The sequence below is a fragment of the Mesorhizobium sp. 2RAF21 genome (assembly GCF_052115345.1).
Classification (GTDB): domain Bacteria; phylum Pseudomonadota; class Alphaproteobacteria; order Rhizobiales; family Rhizobiaceae; genus Mesorhizobium; species Mesorhizobium terrae.
In genome coordinates, this window is sequence record NZ_JBFRGM010000020.1 from 67,812 (window position 1) to 84,890 (window position 17,079).

19 protein-coding genes are annotated in these 17,079 nt (G+C 63.6%); 5 read left to right on the forward strand and 14 right to left on the reverse strand.

The features are described 5' to 3' along the window. Positions 1-805: 805 nt before the first annotated feature. Together AB4136_RS26655 and AB4136_RS26660 are read left to right on the forward strand one after the other, a co-directional pair. A complete protein-coding gene (locus AB4136_RS26655; protein ID WP_171021035.1) occupies positions 806-1,834 on the forward strand; it encodes a hypothetical protein in 1,029 nt (342 codons plus the stop codon). 128 nt (positions 1,835-1,962) lie between these two features. Beyond that, the gene (locus AB4136_RS26660) at positions 1,963-2,523 is read left to right on the forward strand and encodes a hypothetical protein (RefSeq protein WP_441931805.1); all 561 of its coding nucleotides are present in this window, start codon (positions 1,963-1,965) and stop codon (positions 2,521-2,523) included. A 6-nt stretch (positions 2,524-2,529) separates the two neighbouring features. Here AB4136_RS26660 and AB4136_RS26665 read toward each other — a convergent pair whose 3' ends face one another. The 6 genes from AB4136_RS26665 to AB4136_RS26690 all read right to left on the reverse strand — a co-directional run bounded on the left by AB4136_RS26665 (position 2,530) and on the right by AB4136_RS26690 (position 8,212). Then, the gene (locus AB4136_RS26665; RefSeq protein WP_137901813.1) at positions 2,530-3,267 is read right to left on the reverse strand and encodes a hypothetical protein; all 738 of its coding nucleotides are present in this window, start codon (positions 3,265-3,267) and stop codon (positions 2,530-2,532) included. Between the two features lie 727 nt (positions 3,268-3,994). Beyond that, entirely contained in the window at positions 3,995-4,450 is a 456-nt protein-coding gene (locus tag AB4136_RS26670) for a DUF192 domain-containing protein (protein ID WP_171021036.1), read from the reverse strand. Positions 4,451-4,553: 103 nt separating this feature from the next. Then, positions 4,554-6,587, reverse strand: a complete 2,034-nt coding sequence (locus AB4136_RS26675; RefSeq protein WP_137901815.1) for a hypothetical protein — start codon at positions 6,585-6,587, stop codon at positions 4,554-4,556. Continuing rightward, complete coding sequence (locus tag AB4136_RS26680) at positions 6,553-6,948, reverse strand: hypothetical protein (RefSeq protein ID WP_137901816.1); 396 nt, start codon at positions 6,946-6,948, stop codon at positions 6,553-6,555. Before AB4136_RS26680 ends, AB4136_RS26675 begins: the two co-directional genes overlap by 35 nt. 2 nt (positions 6,949-6,950) lie before the next feature. Then, positions 6,951-7,415 (reverse strand): hypothetical protein, encoded by a 465-nt coding sequence (locus AB4136_RS26685; RefSeq protein ID WP_137901817.1) that lies wholly within the window; start codon positions 7,413-7,415, stop codon positions 6,951-6,953. A gap of 32 nt (positions 7,416-7,447) precedes the next feature. Next, entirely contained in the window at positions 7,448-8,212 is a 765-nt protein-coding gene (locus AB4136_RS26690) for a ParA family protein (protein ID WP_137901826.1), read from the reverse strand. Between the two features lie 1,356 nt (positions 8,213-9,568). Between AB4136_RS26690 and AB4136_RS26695 the strand changes: the two genes are divergently transcribed. Together AB4136_RS26695 and AB4136_RS26700 are read left to right on the forward strand one after the other, a co-directional pair. After that, the gene (locus tag AB4136_RS26695) at positions 9,569-9,817 is read left to right on the forward strand and encodes a WGR domain-containing protein (protein WP_137902157.1); all 249 of its coding nucleotides are present in this window, start codon (positions 9,569-9,571) and stop codon (positions 9,815-9,817) included. Between the two features lie 130 nt (positions 9,818-9,947). Beyond that, positions 9,948-10,214 carry an HU family DNA-binding protein gene (locus AB4136_RS26700; protein WP_137902156.1) on the forward strand — a complete coding sequence of 89 codons (267 nt, stop codon included), beginning with the start codon at positions 9,948-9,950 and terminating at the stop codon, positions 10,212-10,214. Between the two features lie 34 nt (positions 10,215-10,248). Here the strand turns inward: AB4136_RS26700 and AB4136_RS26705 are convergent, their stop codons facing one another. Continuing rightward, positions 10,249-10,413, reverse strand: coding sequence for a hypothetical protein (locus AB4136_RS26705; protein WP_167523835.1), 165 nt, complete (start codon positions 10,411-10,413; stop codon positions 10,249-10,251). A gap of 367 nt (positions 10,414-10,780) precedes the next feature. Here AB4136_RS26705 and AB4136_RS26710 point away from each other — a divergent pair, with 367 nt between their 5' ends. Then, positions 10,781-12,172, forward strand: a complete 1,392-nt coding sequence (locus tag AB4136_RS26710) for an IS1182 family transposase (RefSeq protein ID WP_137902155.1) — start codon at positions 10,781-10,783, stop codon at positions 12,170-12,172. Between the two features lie 81 nt (positions 12,173-12,253). Here AB4136_RS26710 and AB4136_RS26715 read toward each other — a convergent pair whose 3' ends face one another. From AB4136_RS26715 to AB4136_RS26745, 7 genes are all read right to left on the reverse strand, one after another. After that, positions 12,254-12,571: a DUF736 domain-containing protein gene (locus tag AB4136_RS26715; RefSeq protein ID WP_065996880.1), complete on the reverse strand. Its 318-nt coding sequence runs from the start codon at positions 12,569-12,571 to the stop codon at positions 12,254-12,256. Between the two features lie 663 nt (positions 12,572-13,234). Further along, a complete protein-coding gene (locus tag AB4136_RS26720) occupies positions 13,235-13,528 on the reverse strand; it encodes a type II toxin-antitoxin system RelE/ParE family toxin (RefSeq protein WP_137902154.1) in 294 nt (97 codons plus the stop codon). Beyond that, complete coding sequence (locus AB4136_RS26725; RefSeq protein ID WP_137902158.1) at positions 13,525-13,833, reverse strand: type II toxin-antitoxin system RelB/DinJ family antitoxin; 309 nt, start codon at positions 13,831-13,833, stop codon at positions 13,525-13,527. The genes AB4136_RS26720 and AB4136_RS26725 overlap by 4 nt, the downstream gene beginning before the upstream one ends. 251 nt (positions 13,834-14,084) lie before the next feature. Next, a complete protein-coding gene (locus AB4136_RS26730) occupies positions 14,085-15,011 on the reverse strand; it encodes a zincin-like metallopeptidase domain-containing protein (RefSeq protein ID WP_137902153.1) in 927 nt (308 codons plus the stop codon). Positions 15,012-15,344: 333 nt separating this feature from the next. Beyond that, positions 15,345-15,935: a hypothetical protein gene (locus AB4136_RS26735; RefSeq protein ID WP_137902152.1), complete on the reverse strand. Its 591-nt coding sequence runs from the start codon at positions 15,933-15,935 to the stop codon at positions 15,345-15,347. Between the two features lie 402 nt (positions 15,936-16,337). After that, on the reverse strand, positions 16,338-16,640 hold the full coding sequence (locus AB4136_RS26740) for a DUF7673 family protein (RefSeq protein WP_137902151.1): 303 nt from the start codon (positions 16,638-16,640) through the stop codon (positions 16,338-16,340). Between the two features lie 34 nt (positions 16,641-16,674). Then, positions 16,675-17,076 carry a hypothetical protein gene (locus tag AB4136_RS26745; protein ID WP_137902150.1) on the reverse strand — a complete coding sequence of 134 codons (402 nt, stop codon included), beginning with the start codon at positions 17,074-17,076 and terminating at the stop codon, positions 16,675-16,677. Between the last annotated feature and the right edge of the window lie 3 nt (positions 17,077-17,079).

Consider the following 17,079-nt stretch of genomic DNA (forward strand, 5'->3'; position numbering starts at 1 on the left):
ACTAATGTCGATTCCTATTCTCGTCCGCGCACCGCGATAGAGGTTCCAATGAGCCCTGTTCTCGCCCGGGCAATTTATCAACGGCGCGTGCGTGGCTCCAAAACGCGCACCGACCCGTCACAAGCGTGAGACGAGCAACCGGTGCGCACCGATCCATCGCCGAAGCGGCTGATACCTTTCTGAAATCTGTTCGAGCCGGTCGACCTCACCGAGCCGTTACCCAAACGTCTCGGACCCTTCTGAAATCCCGTCGAACCGGCCGGTCTCACCGAGCCATCGCAAGCATGGGCGCCGCAGCCGGCATATGTCGATCCACCATGGACTGAAAATGATCCGTGGCGCGAGCGTGCCGTGCTCGTCGAGACAAGCTGTACAGTCACGATGAGAGAAAGCCCCGCAACGATGAAGAGGCGCGAAAGCATGATGATCTCCTCGAAAGTTCAGCTTGCAGTTGGATTAGCCGAGGCAGGCTAGCGGGCGCGATCGGCGTCCGACACTATCATTCGATAGTGGTGCGGCGGCGGCATCGGGCCACTATCGTCGGCGGCATCCGACCGTATCGGGAGGATTGCAGGGCGGTCCGCAAAGAGAAGGACGAGAGCCAATGCGCAGATCGCTTGCCGCAGCAATGTTCCTGCTGATGCCCCTGCTGGCACCTGTGACGATCGCAGTCGCCGACGATGCGTCCTGCATTGCCACACCCGCACGCTAGTCCCTGCTCGCCATGGCAGCGGCAGCGAATGCGGAAGCGAGCAAGCGTGTTTCGAGCAGCGACACGAGCGCGAATGCCAACGAGCGTTTCCGCGTGGTCGCAGACACATGGGGACACATATTCCAGACTGCCGCAAGGATAGGAGAACCGGATTTCGTCCTGCCCTTCGCGCTTGCCGCCGTAAAGCAGTTCGGCACCACCGGCATTCCCGAACTCATCGCCGCGCTGAAACTGGCCGGGCGCGATGCCGATCTGACCGCATTCCTGAAGCAGTTGGAGATGAGCGACGACATTGCCGATACCGTTTTCGGCCCGGCGCTGGCCGCAGCCGGCCGATCCAGCGATTTCAAAGCGTTTGCGATGTCGCGCAGATATGAGCCCTACAATGTGGTTGCGATGGAGGCGGCCGGGAATTTCCTCGCCGGGAAGCCGGCGGAAGGGTTGGCACTCATCGACGCGCTGCACGGCGACTTCCGCAAAGGCGCGGGTATCAACGCGCTGGCCATTCTTCAGGGCACGGGACATGGGGACGTCGCCGCACCCCTTCTTAAGTACCAGGACCTCGGCACCGTAAACGGGGCCGAGGCGTGCGCGTTGGTCGCACAGGCGAGCAAGGACAAGGCCCTTGCCGAGAAGTGCCTTGCCGCCGCTTCACCGCTTCCGCAAGCGGCCGCCCGCGACGGTGCATATCTCTACGCCGTCGCCCCCCAGCTCGTCGGCGCCCTGGCCGCCGTAGGCGACTGGCAGGAGGCGCTGACGATCCTCCGGCAATTGGAGCCGGCCGACCGGATGAATGCGACAGCGAAGTTTGCAAAATTCTCGCACGCACCGGGCATTCTGCCGCTGGCGCGCAAGACGCTTGGCGCGCCCGGTCCGGAGGCAGGAAAGCGTGGCAGATTTCTTGTGAGGGTGCTGGTGCTGGCTGGGGAGGCGGACGAGGCCGCCCGATTTGTTGCGGCCGCCCCGGACGACGCGACGCGGGACGACTGGAGCCGTCTGCAAGCCGAAGCACTCGCCGAAATGGGCGACACCGCCACGGCCCTGCCGCTGGCAACTCACATCGCCGATCCGGCCTCGCGAGCTTATGCGCTCTGCGCAACCGCCATGGCCTTGTCCAACTGAGGCTCTACCTTGAATCTCGCTTCCAATGATCCTTGCGCGGGCATGCTCATGCCACATAGCTTGGGGGAGGGTTGTCCCTCAACGAGCGGGCCGGTTGCGATGTCGCACAATGTGACCGAGCGGATGCCATGCGTGAAGACGAGATAGGTCTGAACGAAGGCGATGCCCGCGACGTGTCACCGGACGGGCGGACCGTCATGCGCCGGTCGATGGGCCATCTGCCGGGCGACATTCATGAGATTTCCCCCATCTACAGCGTCAACGTCTTCGATGCCCGCAGCCGGGAGTTGGTCCTCGCGCTTGGCCGCTATCGCGAATTCGACTCCTCGCATGAATGGGAACCCGACGGCGCTGCGCTTGTCCGCGTCGGCCCCGTCCGGCTGCGCATATCGGTGGCCGAGGGCAACTGGTCGATGGACCGCGACGGCTGGCAGGCACATCCACTGGACGGCGACATAGCAGCGGCGCACACGCTCCTCGATCCGCATTTCCCCGTTTCGCGCTACGGGCTCATGGCGGATCGAGCCGAACAGCCTTCGATCAAGCCATCAAGGCAACGGTTGAAGGATGCCGCGCTGATTACGGCTTTCTGCCTCGCAGCCGCAGGAAACATCTATCTCTACATGACAGGGCAGACAGAGATGCAAAAGCTGTTTCGCTATGCGGACGAATATATCGGGTCCAATTAGGCGATGTCAGGGTGCTGCCTCAGCGCCGGCCGGTTTCTGCGACGGCGGGCCGAACGCACGCCAACGTGCCTCAACCTCGCCATTGAGCCCATTGCCGCCGACCGACAGCATGCTGTGATGGAGTGCCACCAGCATCTGATCGCCGCGCGGGATGAAGATGCTCGACCAGCCGGACCCGCGACCGTTCTTCGATACGATGTGATGTATCATCCCGTCGACAAGACCGAGTGCTGTCTTCAGCCCCTTGTTCCGAGCCAGCGACTTGTGAGCCGGCAGGATTGCCTTGTCGTAGAAATCCTTCGGAACGGCAACTGCCGTCACATTGCGGTAGGTTTCGCGTAGTTCGTTCTGAACCGTAGGGCCGATTTCCACGTTGATCGGCAGGGAAGCACGGGTCGTCACGTCGATCACGGTCAGCTCTTGAACTTCCTGCCATGGGATGTCGACGCAAGTTGCGCCGTCAATGTTGACCGTGATGCCTTTGGGAGCGAGCGTCAGCAACGGCTCCCCGGGCGCGAAGAGCCTGTAAGCCTCGCGCAGAAGAAAAAGGAAGCCAGCCAAGCCAAGGACATAAGCGGCGAGTTTCAGCCCGCCAAAATGCGCGTCGCCAAGCATCTCCCGCTCATGGATCTTCCTGAGAATGACGATCGCGATCGCGGCCAACCCGACGCCATAGGCAAGGTATTTGAGACGCAGCCACCCGCGGCGGAAGGCGATGGTCGCGTTGACATCGGTCGCGGTCATATCAAAATTCCTTTTGGAGACATTTACTCCCGCGAACAGGTGTACTCGCCCATGTTCCTGCGATGGGCAGAGGTAATATCCCGTGGCGCCGCCATATGACTTTCAGGTGGCATGCTAGTGGTTCGCGTACGGTTCGACACTATCATTCGGTAGATGGACGCTTGCCATGCTAGTGGTGAATACGTGCCATTGTTACAGGAACAAGCGGCCGATCGCACCGAAGGTCGATGGTCTTGCCGCTCCGGCCGATCCCCGTATTCCACTTATCGAAGGGGTGGATCGTTCCAGCAGCCTTGCAGAATGGGCCATTTGGGTTGTCTCGACGACACGCCGCGTCCGGGCGGGGCTTCCCGGGCAAATATCAGTATGAATTCGGTTGAGAAGAGTTTGGCGGCTACAGTGCCACGCATTACACAGATACCCCTGCGCTCCGGTGCCGTGTCGAGAGCGGACGGATTTTGCCTGGGCCGATGGAGGTATTTTCACGTCGTTGTTCGAACGTCCGCTTTAGGCTGAAGACAGATCCTGTCTGAATGACCGGGATGCGGGCGCCAAGCGGCCGGTCGTGGACTAACAAGATTGGCCAAAGGACTCGATCAATCACGGGTGAGGATATCTATTTCATGTTCAATATCAATAGCTTAGTTCCATAACCCATATTATGCAACTTTACATTGTAGAAAGTCGATGGAGCTTATGTCAGGTAGCGCAGCTTGGCCGAGGCTTCTCAATCAGACCGGCACTCACGGTTTAGCAAGCGCACGCCGGGTCGCAGTCCTTTTTGAGCAAATTCGCCTTGGGCGAGTTCAAGGGCATCTGTCGCCGGTTCGGCCGAGTAATGATAATCGTCGGTTTCCGCCGTCATATCCTCGATGTTGAATAGGGTCCCGTCGGCCGAAATGAAGCCTACGGACAAGGGTATGAGCGTGTTGCGCATCCAGAACACGCGCGGTTCGGCCTCCGGCCATGAGAAGAGCATTCCCGATCCGGCATCTTTGCGGAACATAAGCCCCTGGGCCATCTGTGCGGGCGTTCTGGCGACAGGCACATCGGCGAGAGTGATGTTGCCGGAGAAGTAGAGCGTACAACGTTCTCTCGAATTGGCGGCAGGTTGAACTGCACCGGCGCCGGCGAGAACCGATAGAGCAAAACCGCCAAGGATCAGGCCCGGCGACGCGCTCAAGATCACCATCCTCGCAATACCCATATTGCCGCAATCGGATCCGCCAGAAATTGATGGTCGGGCCGGGCTGGCCGGTCGGTAATCAAAAGCCCAATCTCCTGCTCTACCGACTGCGATCGCCGCGATCCCGGTCTTTCGGCGGGGTCAGAACCACCCGAGATGGGATCTGGCGCTCCTGCTGCCTTTCCTGGTCGCGTTCCTTCGCTCGATCGCGGCCGCGCTCCTGACTGTCGCCGACAATAGCCCTGCCCTGATTGGCCTGGGCAATCCGGGAAACGTCGGCGCTGCGATTGCTCGATGTACGATCGATCTCGCCCTTCTCGAGCACGACGTCGCGCCCGGCGCCCGATTTGGTCGACGTCGCATTCGAGGTCCTGTCGTCGTGCCGCTCTTTGCCCTTGGCCACACGAGAGTCGAGCTGAAGCCTGACGACCTTGTCGATGACCCTGGTAGCGGATTCGAAGATTGCGCGTTCGGTGGGGTTCGCGATTGCTTTTGCGACCGCTGCCGCCGAGGAGGCGATCGCATCCATGGCGGTCTTTGCCTGGTTGGGCGTGATGGGTGTGTTGCGTAGCATATGGGTTTCTCCTTTGTCATGCGAAGGCAGTTCGCCGTGTGAGACGGCATCTTCCAGGCGGCGATATTCGCGCCTTAACCCGATCGTCAGATCCTTGGAGAGCTCGCGGGCGGTGCTCGGCTGCGCGCGGTCCTTGCCGATCGTGTCCAGCATGTCGATGACACGGCTGAGTGCCTTCTTCGATGTGTTGAAGCGGTCGACGCCGGCCTGCATCGTGGGCGCCGTCGGCGTGTCGCGGATCTTGTTCATGACCTTTGTCATGACGTTGGGCGGCGTGTAGGCGCCCATGCGGCGGAACATTTCCCACTCCCAGCGTTTGACGGGTGGCGGGCCGGCACGATCGAGGCGCTTCTGGTGATCGATGGCCAGGCCGCGGTCGCGCGCCTTGTCGGCAAATCGTTCACGCCACTCCGTGAAATCGCGAATGTTGGGATTGAGGCGGGTCTTGGCCGGGCCTTTAAGGCTGACGATGGCATGGACATGCGGGTGCTTGGCCATTTCGTGACGATTGTGGACCGCGAAGGCATATCGATGCCCATGAAACTGGGTGCCGAGGAAATCGCCTGCCGCCTCGATAAACTTGTCGCGGTCGACGTTTGCTGGACCGGAAAGGAGCAGGTGCATGAAGTCGCGAGGCTGCCGGCTTTGGAGAAGGACGCCGACCGTGCGGCCCTCTCGCGTGAGCTCCTTATGGTCGGTTGTCGTGATCGAGCGGCGCTCGCTGGTGCGCTTGTAGATCGGTGTCTTGTTGCCGCGTTCGACCAGGTGAGCGTGGGTTGACAGCGTGACTGCGTTGTCCTGGCGCTGCATGGCGTGCAGGGTGGCGTTGAACCCTTTTGGGCCGGACGCGAATTTGGCGGGATAGCGCGATATTGGTGCGATCCCCTGCCCCGCGAGACGGGCGTCGACACGACGATCGATTTCCCGAACCGATTCGATCGAAGGGGGGATGTGGCCGTCGGTCGTGCGATCAGCTCGATCCGATTTTTCATGAGCCAGGACGATGGCGAGCTGAAGCCGCATCTGATCCTTCACGCCCGGGCCGATGCTGTAGGCATAGGTGCGATCCGTGTCGCCATCCTGCACGATCCCGTCGCGTGCCAGATTGTCCAGCGCCGTGGCGACGGTTTCGCGGCTGGCGTTCGGTAGCTCATAGGTAAGGAGGAGGACGTCCTTCGAACCCTCGCGTGTGGTGAAATCGCGCTCCCATTGTGCGAGGGCATCCTTGATGCTGACGACTTCGCGACCGTCCTGGTCGATCGCACGCTCTTCCTTGGCCTGGTATTCGAGAACATTGCGTGCCGATCCCGCGCCGGCGCCATAGGACAGCACTTTGACGACGACGGCATTGTGGCCGGTGGCTCGGCTCAGCGCGGTGCTGGCGGCGTCGAGGCCAGGTCGTGATCTGGCCGAGCTATAGGGGCGACGAGAATGAGGTGACCGTCCACCGCCACCATTGCCACCCCCTCCTCCGCCGCCACGGTGATCGTCCTCGATCAGCTCGTGGTAGAACGGCAGCCGACGCTTAGACCGGGAGGGATTCCTGCGTGGCTTTCTCATCGTGCGCGGCGATCAAATCTTTCACTATCGTATAAGATCGCACAAAAGCGGCGTCACGGATAGAGTCGATTGCGCTTGCTATCTCGTCGAGTTTCTCCAGGATCCGGACCGAGTATTGGTCGGTCGCTGCGGCTCCGTCACCCATGAGATCACGGTGGATGCGAGCGATGTCCCGGATTGTGAGATGGATATGCTCAAGCTGCTCGTCGTGATCGGCCAGAAGCGGGGCGACTTCCGAAAGTGTCCGGTCAATGAGAAGCTTGATGATAAGAGCCGGCGAGGTATCGAGGTGCCTCGCCAATGCCTCCAGTTCATCTGCCCGGTGCCGGGGGAGGCGGAGGTAGTAGCGCGGACTGGGCATTGTCAGTCGTTGTGCCGGTCCAGCCCGGCCATGATAAAGTCCTCGATCACAGTCGTGTAGCGCTTGCTCTGGGAGAGGCCATGCGCAACCAGGCGTGTGATAACGTCGTTGCGCAATCTGAGCGTGACACGCGTGTAGTCGGCGGATTCCGCCTTGTTGAGGCGCGCAGATTGCGATGCCTCCTCCTGCGGCCGGGCCGGGGAAGGGCCACGACGCTTTTGTGCCGGCGTGCCGCGACTGGAAAGAGATTCCGACAGCGATGACGATCTGTTCGAAAACTCGACTTTGCTGGGCGGCGGGTTATCGATCTTCTGGGTGCCGGTGTCGGCTTCCGGCATAGGCGCAGCGCCGGACGAGGATAGTTCTTCGACAGATGCGAGCGGGGGCATGAAGGCCATTGCCGGATCTTCGGGGTCGACAGGCTCGATGTTGCGGGTTCGGGCGATCGCGGCGAGGTTGCCTGCCACCACGACGCGGTTCCGGGGAGAGGTAGCCATATTCACGACGCCGCACTGATTAGGTTTATGAAGTCGTTGTTCAACGACTTAATCTGGTCGATGGCGTCCAACACGCTTTCGCGGGCCCGTTTCCTCGCAGAGGGCGCCATCTTTGGATTCTCGTCGATCTCGCGCAGCTTCGTATAGAGCGTCCCATACCCGGCCGCGACGTCGCTGAAGTGGTTGCTCTTGCGGACGATCGTTTCGAAGGTGGGTACGTTGCCGGCGTTGAGCAGCTTGATGACTTCCGGAATGGCCCGGTTCTTCGTCATGGCGATATGGTCGACATTGTTCCAGATGGCCGCATGTGGCGTGACCGCCCTGCCCTCCTGCGCTCCGATCTGCTTCAGGAGATGCGAGACGTTGATCGCTTGCGTGGCGCTCGTCGCTTCGAGAATGACCGGGATGATGACCGCCTGGACCCTCCTGAAAACATCCAGGGCCCGGCCATGGGCGTGCCCGCCGACGTCGTAGATGTGGATGTCGGCCGCCGGCGCCGATTTCAGCCGTTCGTTCAGATCCTCGTTCGGCAGCACGGAGATCGCATCGATATTGTCGATCTCGCTGATCGAGCCGCGAGCGATCGACGTCTTGTACCAGCGGTAAAGCGACTGCTGCTGGTCACAGTCGATGAGCAGCGTTCGAGTTCCCTGGCTGCCGAACTCCCCGGCCAGGTTGAGGCTGAGGACAGTCTTTCCTCCCCCTCCTTTGAACGTGCACAGGGCCAGCGAAACGGATGGAGCATTGGACATTGCCTGGATCGACATGAGGCGGCAGCTCTTCGCAACGACAAACAAACTTTCTCTATAGTATAATTCTCTGAGCGAAGAGTGCAACGTCACCGGGCGTCATTTTGATAGTCTCACCCGGTGCCAATGACGCAATTTCACAATGTAACATTGTCACCAAGTGGCATTGTCACCGGGTGACATTGTGACAATGACACCGACGTCGAACCCTGGCGTCCGCTGGCGTTTCCGTGCTCGGCCACCCTGGCCGAAGCGGACACATGCGAGCTTGTTTTCATCCGTCTGAGGCGAAACCGAAGCGACGCCCCGCGGGCGCAATGGCTAGCTGTCACCAGCTAGCCTATCCTGCCATTTTTGAAAGTAAGCTGGTTGGCCAACGCCGTAGCCATGTCCGACGAAGCCTTTGGACGCAAAGCGGCCGAAGGCGAGGAGTGACAGAGACTCACGGCGCTGGCCAACCAGCTTACTTTCAAAAAGTCCGAAGCGAACGCCTCAATGCGCGAGAGCGGCCGACCAGCCGCGCAGCGGGTGGCCGGTCGCGATAGCGTGCATCGAGGCGTGAGCGCGCCGCCCGGGCAGTTGGCGAAGTCGCGGCAGCGTCCATCAACCGGCCCGAAAGGCCGGCTGCGAAGCAGACCACACGAAGAGGGAGGTCTGGGGGGAGAGGCGGCAAGTCTCTCCCCCCAGGGCTGGCCGGCGTGCTCGATGCGCACCGGCCAGCCCCTAGCCGCCCCCGCCGGGCTCCCTGTTGAGCGGCGGCCGAAGGCCGATCCCGGGAGAGGGGACGGGTTTGGGAAGGGGGCGAGGGAGCGAGAGGGGGAGCCGATTTTGTCGGCGGACGCCCTGGCGGCCGTCGGCAAAAATTGGGGGAACCGCGATGTTCTTGACGCCGGAGAGGCGGTGCGACAATGGGCGGTCAGAGAGTGAGGAGCGCGCGGCCCGACCAGGGCCGCGTCCATAGGCGACAGCCTGTCGGCCACAAAAATTGGGGGCACCATCGGTCCTTGAGGCGCGATAAGTGTGGACGTCATAGATAGAGGCCCCCGCGCGCGACCAGCGCGCGTCCGCTTGCCGGGGCGCAGCCGGCCCTCCGTCGTGCCCGCGCACTGACGGTCGGGATTTTCCGCCAACGGTCGAGCGCCGCGAGACGATCGTCACCCGCATGGGGCCGAAACCGCGCAGCGGGTTCGGTGAGCGCCCGCAGGGCGCGAGTAGAGCCGTGCCCGAAGGGTCTCGCCCAAGTCTTCCTTCCGGAAGAAATCCCGCCAATACCTCGGCCGAATATGCGGATCCGTCATCGCCATGAATCGGTCGCGCCAGATCGATTCAGCAATGTCGTTGGACGCCGCTTCCGGAGGAAGCGAGACTCTCTCCATGGATCACGACGAAACAGGACCGGTTCATCTTCGCCGCATCGACCCGTCGCGGAACATGCGACGGTTCTATACGCTCGCCATCCAGCCGACCCTGTTCGGCGGTGCTTCCGTCATCCGCAACTGGGGCCGCATCGGCACCAGCGGCCAGTCGAAGATGGAGACATTCGACAGCGACGACGATGCCGCCGCCGTCCGGCTCGAACGCACCAAGCGCCGCCGCGGATATCGCGATAGCGGCGCACCCTGAATACAGCGAAACGCCCGGAATCCTGCGCTTTTCAGTGGATTCGCGCCGTTGCCCGACCGCCCGCCCTACCCTCGCGGCGAATTCATTGCCATAGGAAAGGGATTGACCACTTGAGAGGAGACTGCCCGACATGACGACAGCGACCGAGATCGCCGCAACGCAGAACCTGACCAAGGCGCAGGCCAAGGCGATCGTCGACGGTGTGTTCAAGGAGATCGCGTCTGCGGCGTCGAGCGGGGCCGAGACTAATATCCCCGGTTTCGGAAAGTTCAAAGTCAAACAGACGGCAGCCCGCGAGGGCCGCAATCCGGCCACCGGGGGAACGATCAAGATCGCGGCGTCGAAGAAGCTGACCTTCGCGCAGGCGAAAGTGGTCAAGGACGCGCTCAACGGCTGAGGCCGGCGAGCGCGTCCGCGACGCGACGCCGCCCTTAAAAGGGCGGCTCGCTGCTCGCGAGGCCTTCCTGCTCGGCCCAGATCGCCTCGCGTTCGGCCAGCGCCATCGCCAGCTCCTCCTCGATCCAGCGCCGCTCGTCCGCGTAGACGGCATTCCGCAGTTCGGCCCGAAGCTCCTCAATGTGTTGATCGATCGACATCGTCGTCTCCTTGATGTTTGTGAAGGACGACGTCGGCGGCCGTGGCGGGCCGGAGGGGTCAAGGATCGCGAAGCGACCGCCGGAGGCGCCGAGCGGGGGAGCCGATTTTCTGACGCCGCCCTCTTCGGGCGGCGGCGGAAAATTGGGGGAACCGCGATGTCCTTGAGGCCTTCGGAACGCCAGGGCACAATGGGACGATCTGAGCAGACCCACCGCTCCCGGTAGAGCGCCCGGCAAGCCGGAGCCGGGCTCGATGCCCGGTTGCGGCCTCACCATACGTAGCGAGGAAGCCCCGCCTTGCCAGGCTGTGTGGAAAGTCGACCAAATCAGATAGGATGGCCACCTCGGGAGCGGGGTGGTCATTTTCATGGGATACATTGTCGGCGAGGATCGGGATCAAGCATCCCTTTTGCCATCGCGGATCGCGGACTACGTGGCGTCGGATGCCTCGGTTCGTGTGATCGACGCCTTTGCCGATGGCCTTGATCTGGCGGCTCTTGGTTTCGGCCGCGCGGTTGCAGCATCGACGGGCCGTCCCGGTTACGACCCTCGCGATCTGTTGAAGCTCTATGTGTGGGGTTATTTCAACGAGATCCGCTCGTCGCGCCGGCTGGAGCGGGCATGCCGGCGCGACGTCGAGGCGATGTGGCTGTTGCGCAGGCTCGCCCCCGACTTCAAGACGATCGCCGATTTCCGCCGCGACAACGGCCCTGCCATCGTCGGGGCGTGCCGGGTCTTCGTGCTCGTGTGCCGGGATGCCGGCCTGTTTGCGGCCCGTCTCATAGCGCTGGACGGCTCGAAGTTCCGTGCTGCCGCCAGCCCGAAGAAGGTGATCGGCCGTGAGGAGATCGCGGAAGAAGGAGTGCGCCTCGAGCGCAGGATCGCCGCCTATCTCTGCGGGTTGGACGAGGCCGATGCGTGCGAGACCGACGATGAGCCGGATGCGGTTCCCGCAGCGCTCGCCGCTCTGTACAACCGACGCGCCGAACTCGACCGGATGGCTCACAAGCTGGATGCGGAAGAACGCACGACGCTCGTTGAAGGCGAGGAAGATGCCCGTCCGATGCGGGCAGGCAGCGGCCACAAGCCGCCCTGCTACAACGTACAGACCGCAGTCGATGCCGACACGGGCCTGATCGTGCATCACGACGTCACCGACGAGCCGACCGACCGCCGCCAGCTTCATCCGATGGCCAGCGCCACGAGGGAGAGCCTCGATCTCGAAGCCTTGACGGTCGTGGCCGACAAGGGCTTCGACAACGGCGAGCATGCCAGCGCCTGCGAGCGGGACGGCATCGTCGCCTGCGTGCCCTCACAGCGCTCGATCAACAACCAGGGCGACGGCACGCTGTTCGACCGCACCGCCTTCATCTACGAGCCGGAGACGGATACTTTCACCTGTCCGGCGGGCCGTACGCTGGCGCGCAAGCAGCTTCATCGCAAGAAGCGCAATGTCACCTATGCCTCGCAGGACTGTTCCGGCTGCGCCCTGAAGCCACACTGCACCACAGCCGAGCGGCGTTTCGTTAAGCGCCATCTGGATGACGACGCGCTCAACCGCATGGATGCCCGCGCCACGCCCGCGATGATGAAAGCCAGGCGATGTGCCGTCGAACATCCCTTCGGCACGATCAAGCGAATGACGGCAGGCGGACGCTTCCTCACCAGAAACCTTAAAGGAACCAGAACCGAAATGGCTCTTTCCGTCCTCGCCTACAACATCCTGCGAACCATCAACATCCAAACCGCCATCGCCTGAAACAAAAGAGGCCCCGGCAATGCCGGAGCCTCCAAACAGTTTCCACACAGCCTGTTGCGGCGGGGCTCGTTGGTGGCGGGATCAGGCGTCGCGCCGCCTCGGGCGGTTCCAGATGAGGGCGTATTCGCCGTCCTTCTCGCCCGGCCAGAGCGCCGCCGAAATCGGGGCGACGAAGCTCGGATCGTCCAGCTTGATGGAGATGTACTCTTCGCCGTCGTCCGAGACCGCCTTCCAGCCTGCGCCGACCTCGACGCCGTTGCCGGCGGTGATGCGGAAGTCCGGAGCGTCGCGCGAGACGCGTTCGATCGGGTTGAGGCGGGCACGGAAGCCGACGGAGAGAGTGCGGACGTTGCCGACGATGCCGTTGCCGTTGGTCGCGAAATTGCCGATGACAGCCATGGTAGGTTCCTTTCCGGTTTGCTCGGGCCGCGCCCATCGCGGCCTCGATGACGGTGAAAGGACCCGAGGCGATCGACCCCCGCACCCGCAGGGCCGGAACGCAGTGGAGGGCGACCGGAAACGGCTATTTTGTTTCGCGGTGCAAAGGCGGCGCAGCCGCCGGCGGAAAATAGCCGGAGCCGGACGTTGCGGGAAGGCGATCGAGACGCAGTCGGCCTCAGGTCATACCGGACTCATCGAGGCCTGCGTGGGCGCCCGCCAGGCGGATGCTGACAGGAACCTGATCCTGGCTCCATACTCATCGGTGGAATTCGAAGACACGCCGACGGCCACCGGACCGCAGAAGCGTTCCCACCATCGCCGACGGCCCTGCCCTGCCGGCATCGACCGATGCCGCCCGCGCCCGGCCGCTCCGACCGCATCATGACCCGCCACAGCCGCGGACGCCGTGCTGTGGAGGAATTCGGACGTTGGCGAAGTCCGCACCCGCCGATGCCGCGATCTCCGACTCGCGCCGCATCATCAGCTGCTCTCCGGCTGTGCGTGCGACGGCCCTCGTCTCCTGTGCGCCTACGGCGGTGACGTTTGGTCCCACCATGCGCCTCGGCCGCCGGGGCGGAGATTCTGGCGCGCCCAGCCGGGCGCGGAGACGGACGTGCGCTGTCAGCCGCCCGAAAGATCGTCAGGCCATTGCTGGGCGCCATGCAGCACGCGCAGGATCCGCACCGTCTCGCCGGTGACCTGGTAGGCCGCGACGTAAGGCGTCCCAGTGACGACGAGTTCGCGCGTGCCGGCGACGCGGCCCGGCCGGCCGCTTTCTGGACAGTCTCGAAGCCGCCGCGCCACGGCAATTATCCGCTCATCGATGGCGATGGCGGCGGCGGGATTATGGGCTTCGACATAGGCGAAGATGCCGTCGCGATCGGAGAGCGCGAAGGCCGACCAGGTGAGCCTCACGAATTGAGGTCGCCGATCTTGCGACGCGCCGCGGCACGCCGTCCGGCGAAATGCGCTTCGACCTGATCGTCGGGGATGTCGGGTCGGCTATCCTCCAGCGCTTCGCGAACCTTGGCGCGGAACCAGGCGTCGTGGGCCTCGCTATTCGAGAGAAGCTCCAACGGGAGCGCGCCTTCGTTGGCGGTGCGGGTGAGCAGAATGCGCACCGCATCCGACACCGTGAGGCCCATGTTTTCCAGAACGGCCGACGCGCGGTCGCGCACGTCCGAGTCGATCCGTGTCTGAACCAGCGCATTTGCAGGCATGAGCGTCTCCTTATTCCGCCAATGTAATGCAACTGATTGACGGTTGCCAGTTTTATAATGCGTGGTGCCTCCAGGTATCTCCGGTTTTTTCGCGCTGAGATCGGCGAAGGTGACGATGTCGGGGCGCAGGTCCGCGAGCTTGAGTGCTAACAACATGGCGGCGGAATCGACGCCGGCGCCGAAGCATACCGCGAGTGGCCGGCCGGCGAGCGCGCCGCGCAGCAGCCGGCGCTGGGGAGCGGCAAGGACCATCAGGCTGCCTCCCGCTTCGTCGCCGCTTGGGGCTGGAGATCGTGCAGATAAGCCACGGCGCGCTGCGCATGGGCGGCGGCCTGAAAGATCGCCTTTCTGTCGCCCCCCAACACACGCAACCACGATTCGACATAGCTAGCATGGTCTGGCCGCGGCGCCAGCTCCGGAACGATGCTGAGATCGGCGCAGAGGAAGCTGGCGCCAATATCCGCGACCAGCTCTTCGCGGGCACGTTCGGTCCGGTCCTTGTGGTAGCGGCTGAGGTCGCGGTTGAGACGATGGCTCGCGCCAGCCCAGTGGACGCATTCGTGTCCGAGCACCGCGTAGTAGCTCGCCGCGTCGCGAAACGTCTCGAACGGCGGCATCTGCACGTGGTCGCTGGACGGCGAGAAGAATGCCTTGAAGCCGCCGTGCCGGATCACGGCGCCGGTGTTGGCGAAGAAGCGGTCCGCCGCGGCGATGCGCTCGACTGGATCGCTGACCGGCTCGGTCCGGTTGGAATAGTCTTCGGGAAGACCATCGATCTGGTCGCAGTTGAAGACGGTGTAGGCCTTGAGGAAGGGGATGTCGCGTTCGACCTCGCCGCCATGCGGGCCGACCTCGGTCTTTGTGAAGCGGCTGGCATAGACGACAGTCGCGCCGCTTTCGCCCTTGCGCACATGCGCATCAAGCTCGGACGCCTGCCTGAAGGTCATCCAAATCGGCGATGTGAAGCCTCGCGCCATCGCCTCGGACCAGAGAAGCAGCACATTGAGACCGGTATAGGGCTGGCCGTTGTGACGCAGCGGGCGCGTGACGCGGCCGCCGGCGTTGCGCGCGCCCCACGGCTGGACCCATGGGCGCACGCCCTTTTCGAGATCGGCGACGATGCGCTCGGTGATGCGGGTATAGACGTCGGCGCGCGAGCCGGGTTTCCTGTCGGTCATTTTCCTGTCCTCCGTTTCGAGGCCGCGCCCATCGCGGCCCGTCGCGGAGGTCCAGTGCCGGGGCAGTCAGGAGGGCCAGCGCACCCGACCAGGCCCGTCGCACTGCGACGGGTGGGAAGGGCCGAAACGAAGTGGAGGACGGCGAAGCCGTTGCGCGGACCGCCGGCCCCGGCAGGACCACCGTCCGGGACGGGCCGCGGTGGGCGCGGCCGTCCTTGCCTTCCTTTCCCTGCTTTCCGGCGTGCGTCGACATGACAACAGGCCGGCCCCGTTCTCGACCTACCTGTTCGGCTCGAAGAAGGGGCGAGGCCGGAGCCTCGCCCGATCGGCGGCTCAGCCGAGAGCGGCCATCTGCATCTCGGCCGCCTTTCGGTCGAGCGTATGGCCGGGGTTTTCCACGGGGCGCTCAAAGGGCTTCCAACGCTCGCCGACGACGTGCTCGTAAGCCGCGACCGCGCCCTCGGCAGCCATGCGCAGAGCGTGGGCCTGGATTCCCATGTCGGCGGCGAACTCGCGCTTGCGCTGGGCGGCACTCTCGAAGCCGACCGGACCGTCGAGGTCCTCGTCGCGCAGGTCGTTGGCGGCCTTCGCCGTCAGGTCGCGCGCTTCCGTCACCGCCCGGCTGTAGAACTGGCCCGCGCCGTGGGCGGAACCGACATAGGAGCCGACGATGCGTTGCAGATGGATCTGCATGGCGCGCTCGCCAAGGCCTTCGCCGAGCGCATCGGCAGTCTCGACGATCATGCGCTCGTGAAGCTCGCGGATGCCGTCGCTGTCGATCACCGGAGATCCGAAACTCTCCGCGATCAGAGCGGCCTGCGTGGCGTCCGGGCAGGCGAGGCGGACCATTTCGAGGGTCGTGCCCTTGCGCAGCGGAACGACGCGGGCGGCCGGGCGCGGCGCGGGAGCGGATTTCTTCGTCATGGGGATGTCCTTTCCTTCGGTTCGGCCGAAGGCTCGGACCGGCCCTTGCCGGCCTTCCCTTCGGGCGTGCTTGGAAAAGCCGGCGGAAATACGGGCGCTTCAGGGTCCGGGGCGGACGGAATCGAGCGAGGCCGGCTTGCGGGCTAGCGGGGCTTTCCAGCCCCGCGCAGCCCGCGGGCCTGCCTTGGCGAGATCGGACGGTCCGGCCGCAAGGCGGCGCGAAGCGGCCTTGAAGCGCACGGCCGCCGGTTTATGAACGCACCTTGATCCGAAGGGAGGCCGGCAAGGGCCGGCGTTTCGACAGACCGCCGGTAGGAAAGGACCCGCATGACGAATCCGGTCCCGCGGTCTCCGATGACGAAGCCGTGATCCCGCGCCGTGCGGCGGCCTACGCGAGACGGCTCAGGCCGTCTGCGACACCCGCTCCAGAATCTCGGGGCGCCAGAGTCGGATGATCTCCTCGATCTGCGCCCGGTAGTCGACGGGATACTCGGCTTCCGCCCGGCTGGCGAGCCAGGCGAAAACGCTCGTCATGTCGCGGGCGATCGCCTTGTCGACTGCGAAGACGTCCGCCAGGTCGAAGCCGCCGAGGCTGTCCGCGTTCCACCACGCGAGGATGAAGTCCGCGACACGGCGCGATTGGCCCGTGTCGCTGCGAGCGATGCGAAGAAGGCGCTCGAATGCGTCGCGTGTCGGCTCGTCCATGGCGAATACTCCCTGCCCGTTGCGCTATAACACGTCACGGGCGATCTGACACCGGGATGCTCGAAATCGCATCGGCCTTCGCCAGTACGGATAGCGCGCGCGGAAGCCAGTGCTCGAACTGGTACTGCGACAGACCCATCGGCCGCGCCGGCTCCCGCACGATTGCGACCAGGGCTTCGAACAGGTCGGCCTTGCGCTGAACGGTTTCGCCAAAGTCCTCCGGCACCGCAATCTCCTCGCCGGAAAGCGCGGCATTCCTGCCCTTCCATATCCCGGTGACATAGGTTTCACCGGATGTATCAACGTCCTCCTCGGCGTCTCCCCAGCCTTCGTCGTCAAGCGCGAGACCACAAGCCTCCTCAGGCGTAGCGGCCTCRTAGTTCCGCCTTCGATAGACTGGCAAATGGTAGGTTGTTTCCACTGTATAGATCGGCATCTC

Bases quoted from the DNA above. Each gene is read 5' to 3' on its own strand.
- AB4136_RS26660 (WP_441931805.1), top strand. From the start codon at position 1,963: ATGCGTGAAGACGAGATAGGTCTGAACGAAGGCGATGCCCGCGACGTG.
- AB4136_RS26665 (WP_137901813.1), bottom strand. From the start codon at position 3,267: ATGACCGCGACCGATGTCAACGCGACCATCGCCTTCCGCCGCGGGTGG.
- AB4136_RS26675 (WP_137901815.1), bottom strand. From the start codon at position 6,587: ATGAGAAAGCCACGCAGGAATCCCTCCCGGTCTAAGCGTCGGCTGCCG.
- AB4136_RS26680 (WP_137901816.1), bottom strand. From the start codon at position 6,948: ATGCCCAGTCCGCGCTACTACCTCCGCCTCCCCCGGCACCGGGCAGAT.
- AB4136_RS26690 (WP_137901826.1), bottom strand. From the start codon at position 8,212: ATGTCGATCCAGGCAATGTCCAATGCTCCATCCGTTTCGCTGGCCCTG.
- AB4136_RS26695 (WP_137902157.1), top strand. From the start codon at position 9,569: ATGGATCACGACGAAACAGGACCGGTTCATCTTCGCCGCATCGACCCG.
- AB4136_RS26700 (WP_137902156.1), top strand. From the start codon at position 9,948: ATGACGACAGCGACCGAGATCGCCGCAACGCAGAACCTGACCAAGGCG.
- AB4136_RS26705 (WP_167523835.1), bottom strand. From the start codon at position 10,413: ATGTCGATCGATCAACACATTGAGGAGCTTCGGGCCGAACTGCGGAAT.
- AB4136_RS26710 (WP_137902155.1), top strand. From the start codon at position 10,781: ATGGGATACATTGTCGGCGAGGATCGGGATCAAGCATCCCTTTTGCCA.
- AB4136_RS26715 (WP_065996880.1), bottom strand. From the start codon at position 12,571: ATGGCTGTCATCGGCAATTTCGCGACCAACGGCAACGGCATCGTCGGC.
- AB4136_RS26725 (WP_137902158.1), bottom strand. From the start codon at position 13,833: ATGCCTGCAAATGCGCTGGTTCAGACACGGATCGACTCGGACGTGCGC.
- AB4136_RS26730 (WP_137902153.1), bottom strand. From the start codon at position 15,011: ATGACCGACAGGAAACCCGGCTCGCGCGCCGACGTCTATACCCGCATC.
- AB4136_RS26735 (WP_137902152.1), bottom strand. From the start codon at position 15,935: ATGACGAAGAAATCCGCTCCCGCGCCGCGCCCGGCCGCCCGCGTCGTT.
- AB4136_RS26740 (WP_137902151.1), bottom strand. From the start codon at position 16,640: ATGGACGAGCCGACACGCGACGCATTCGAGCGCCTTCTTCGCATCGCT.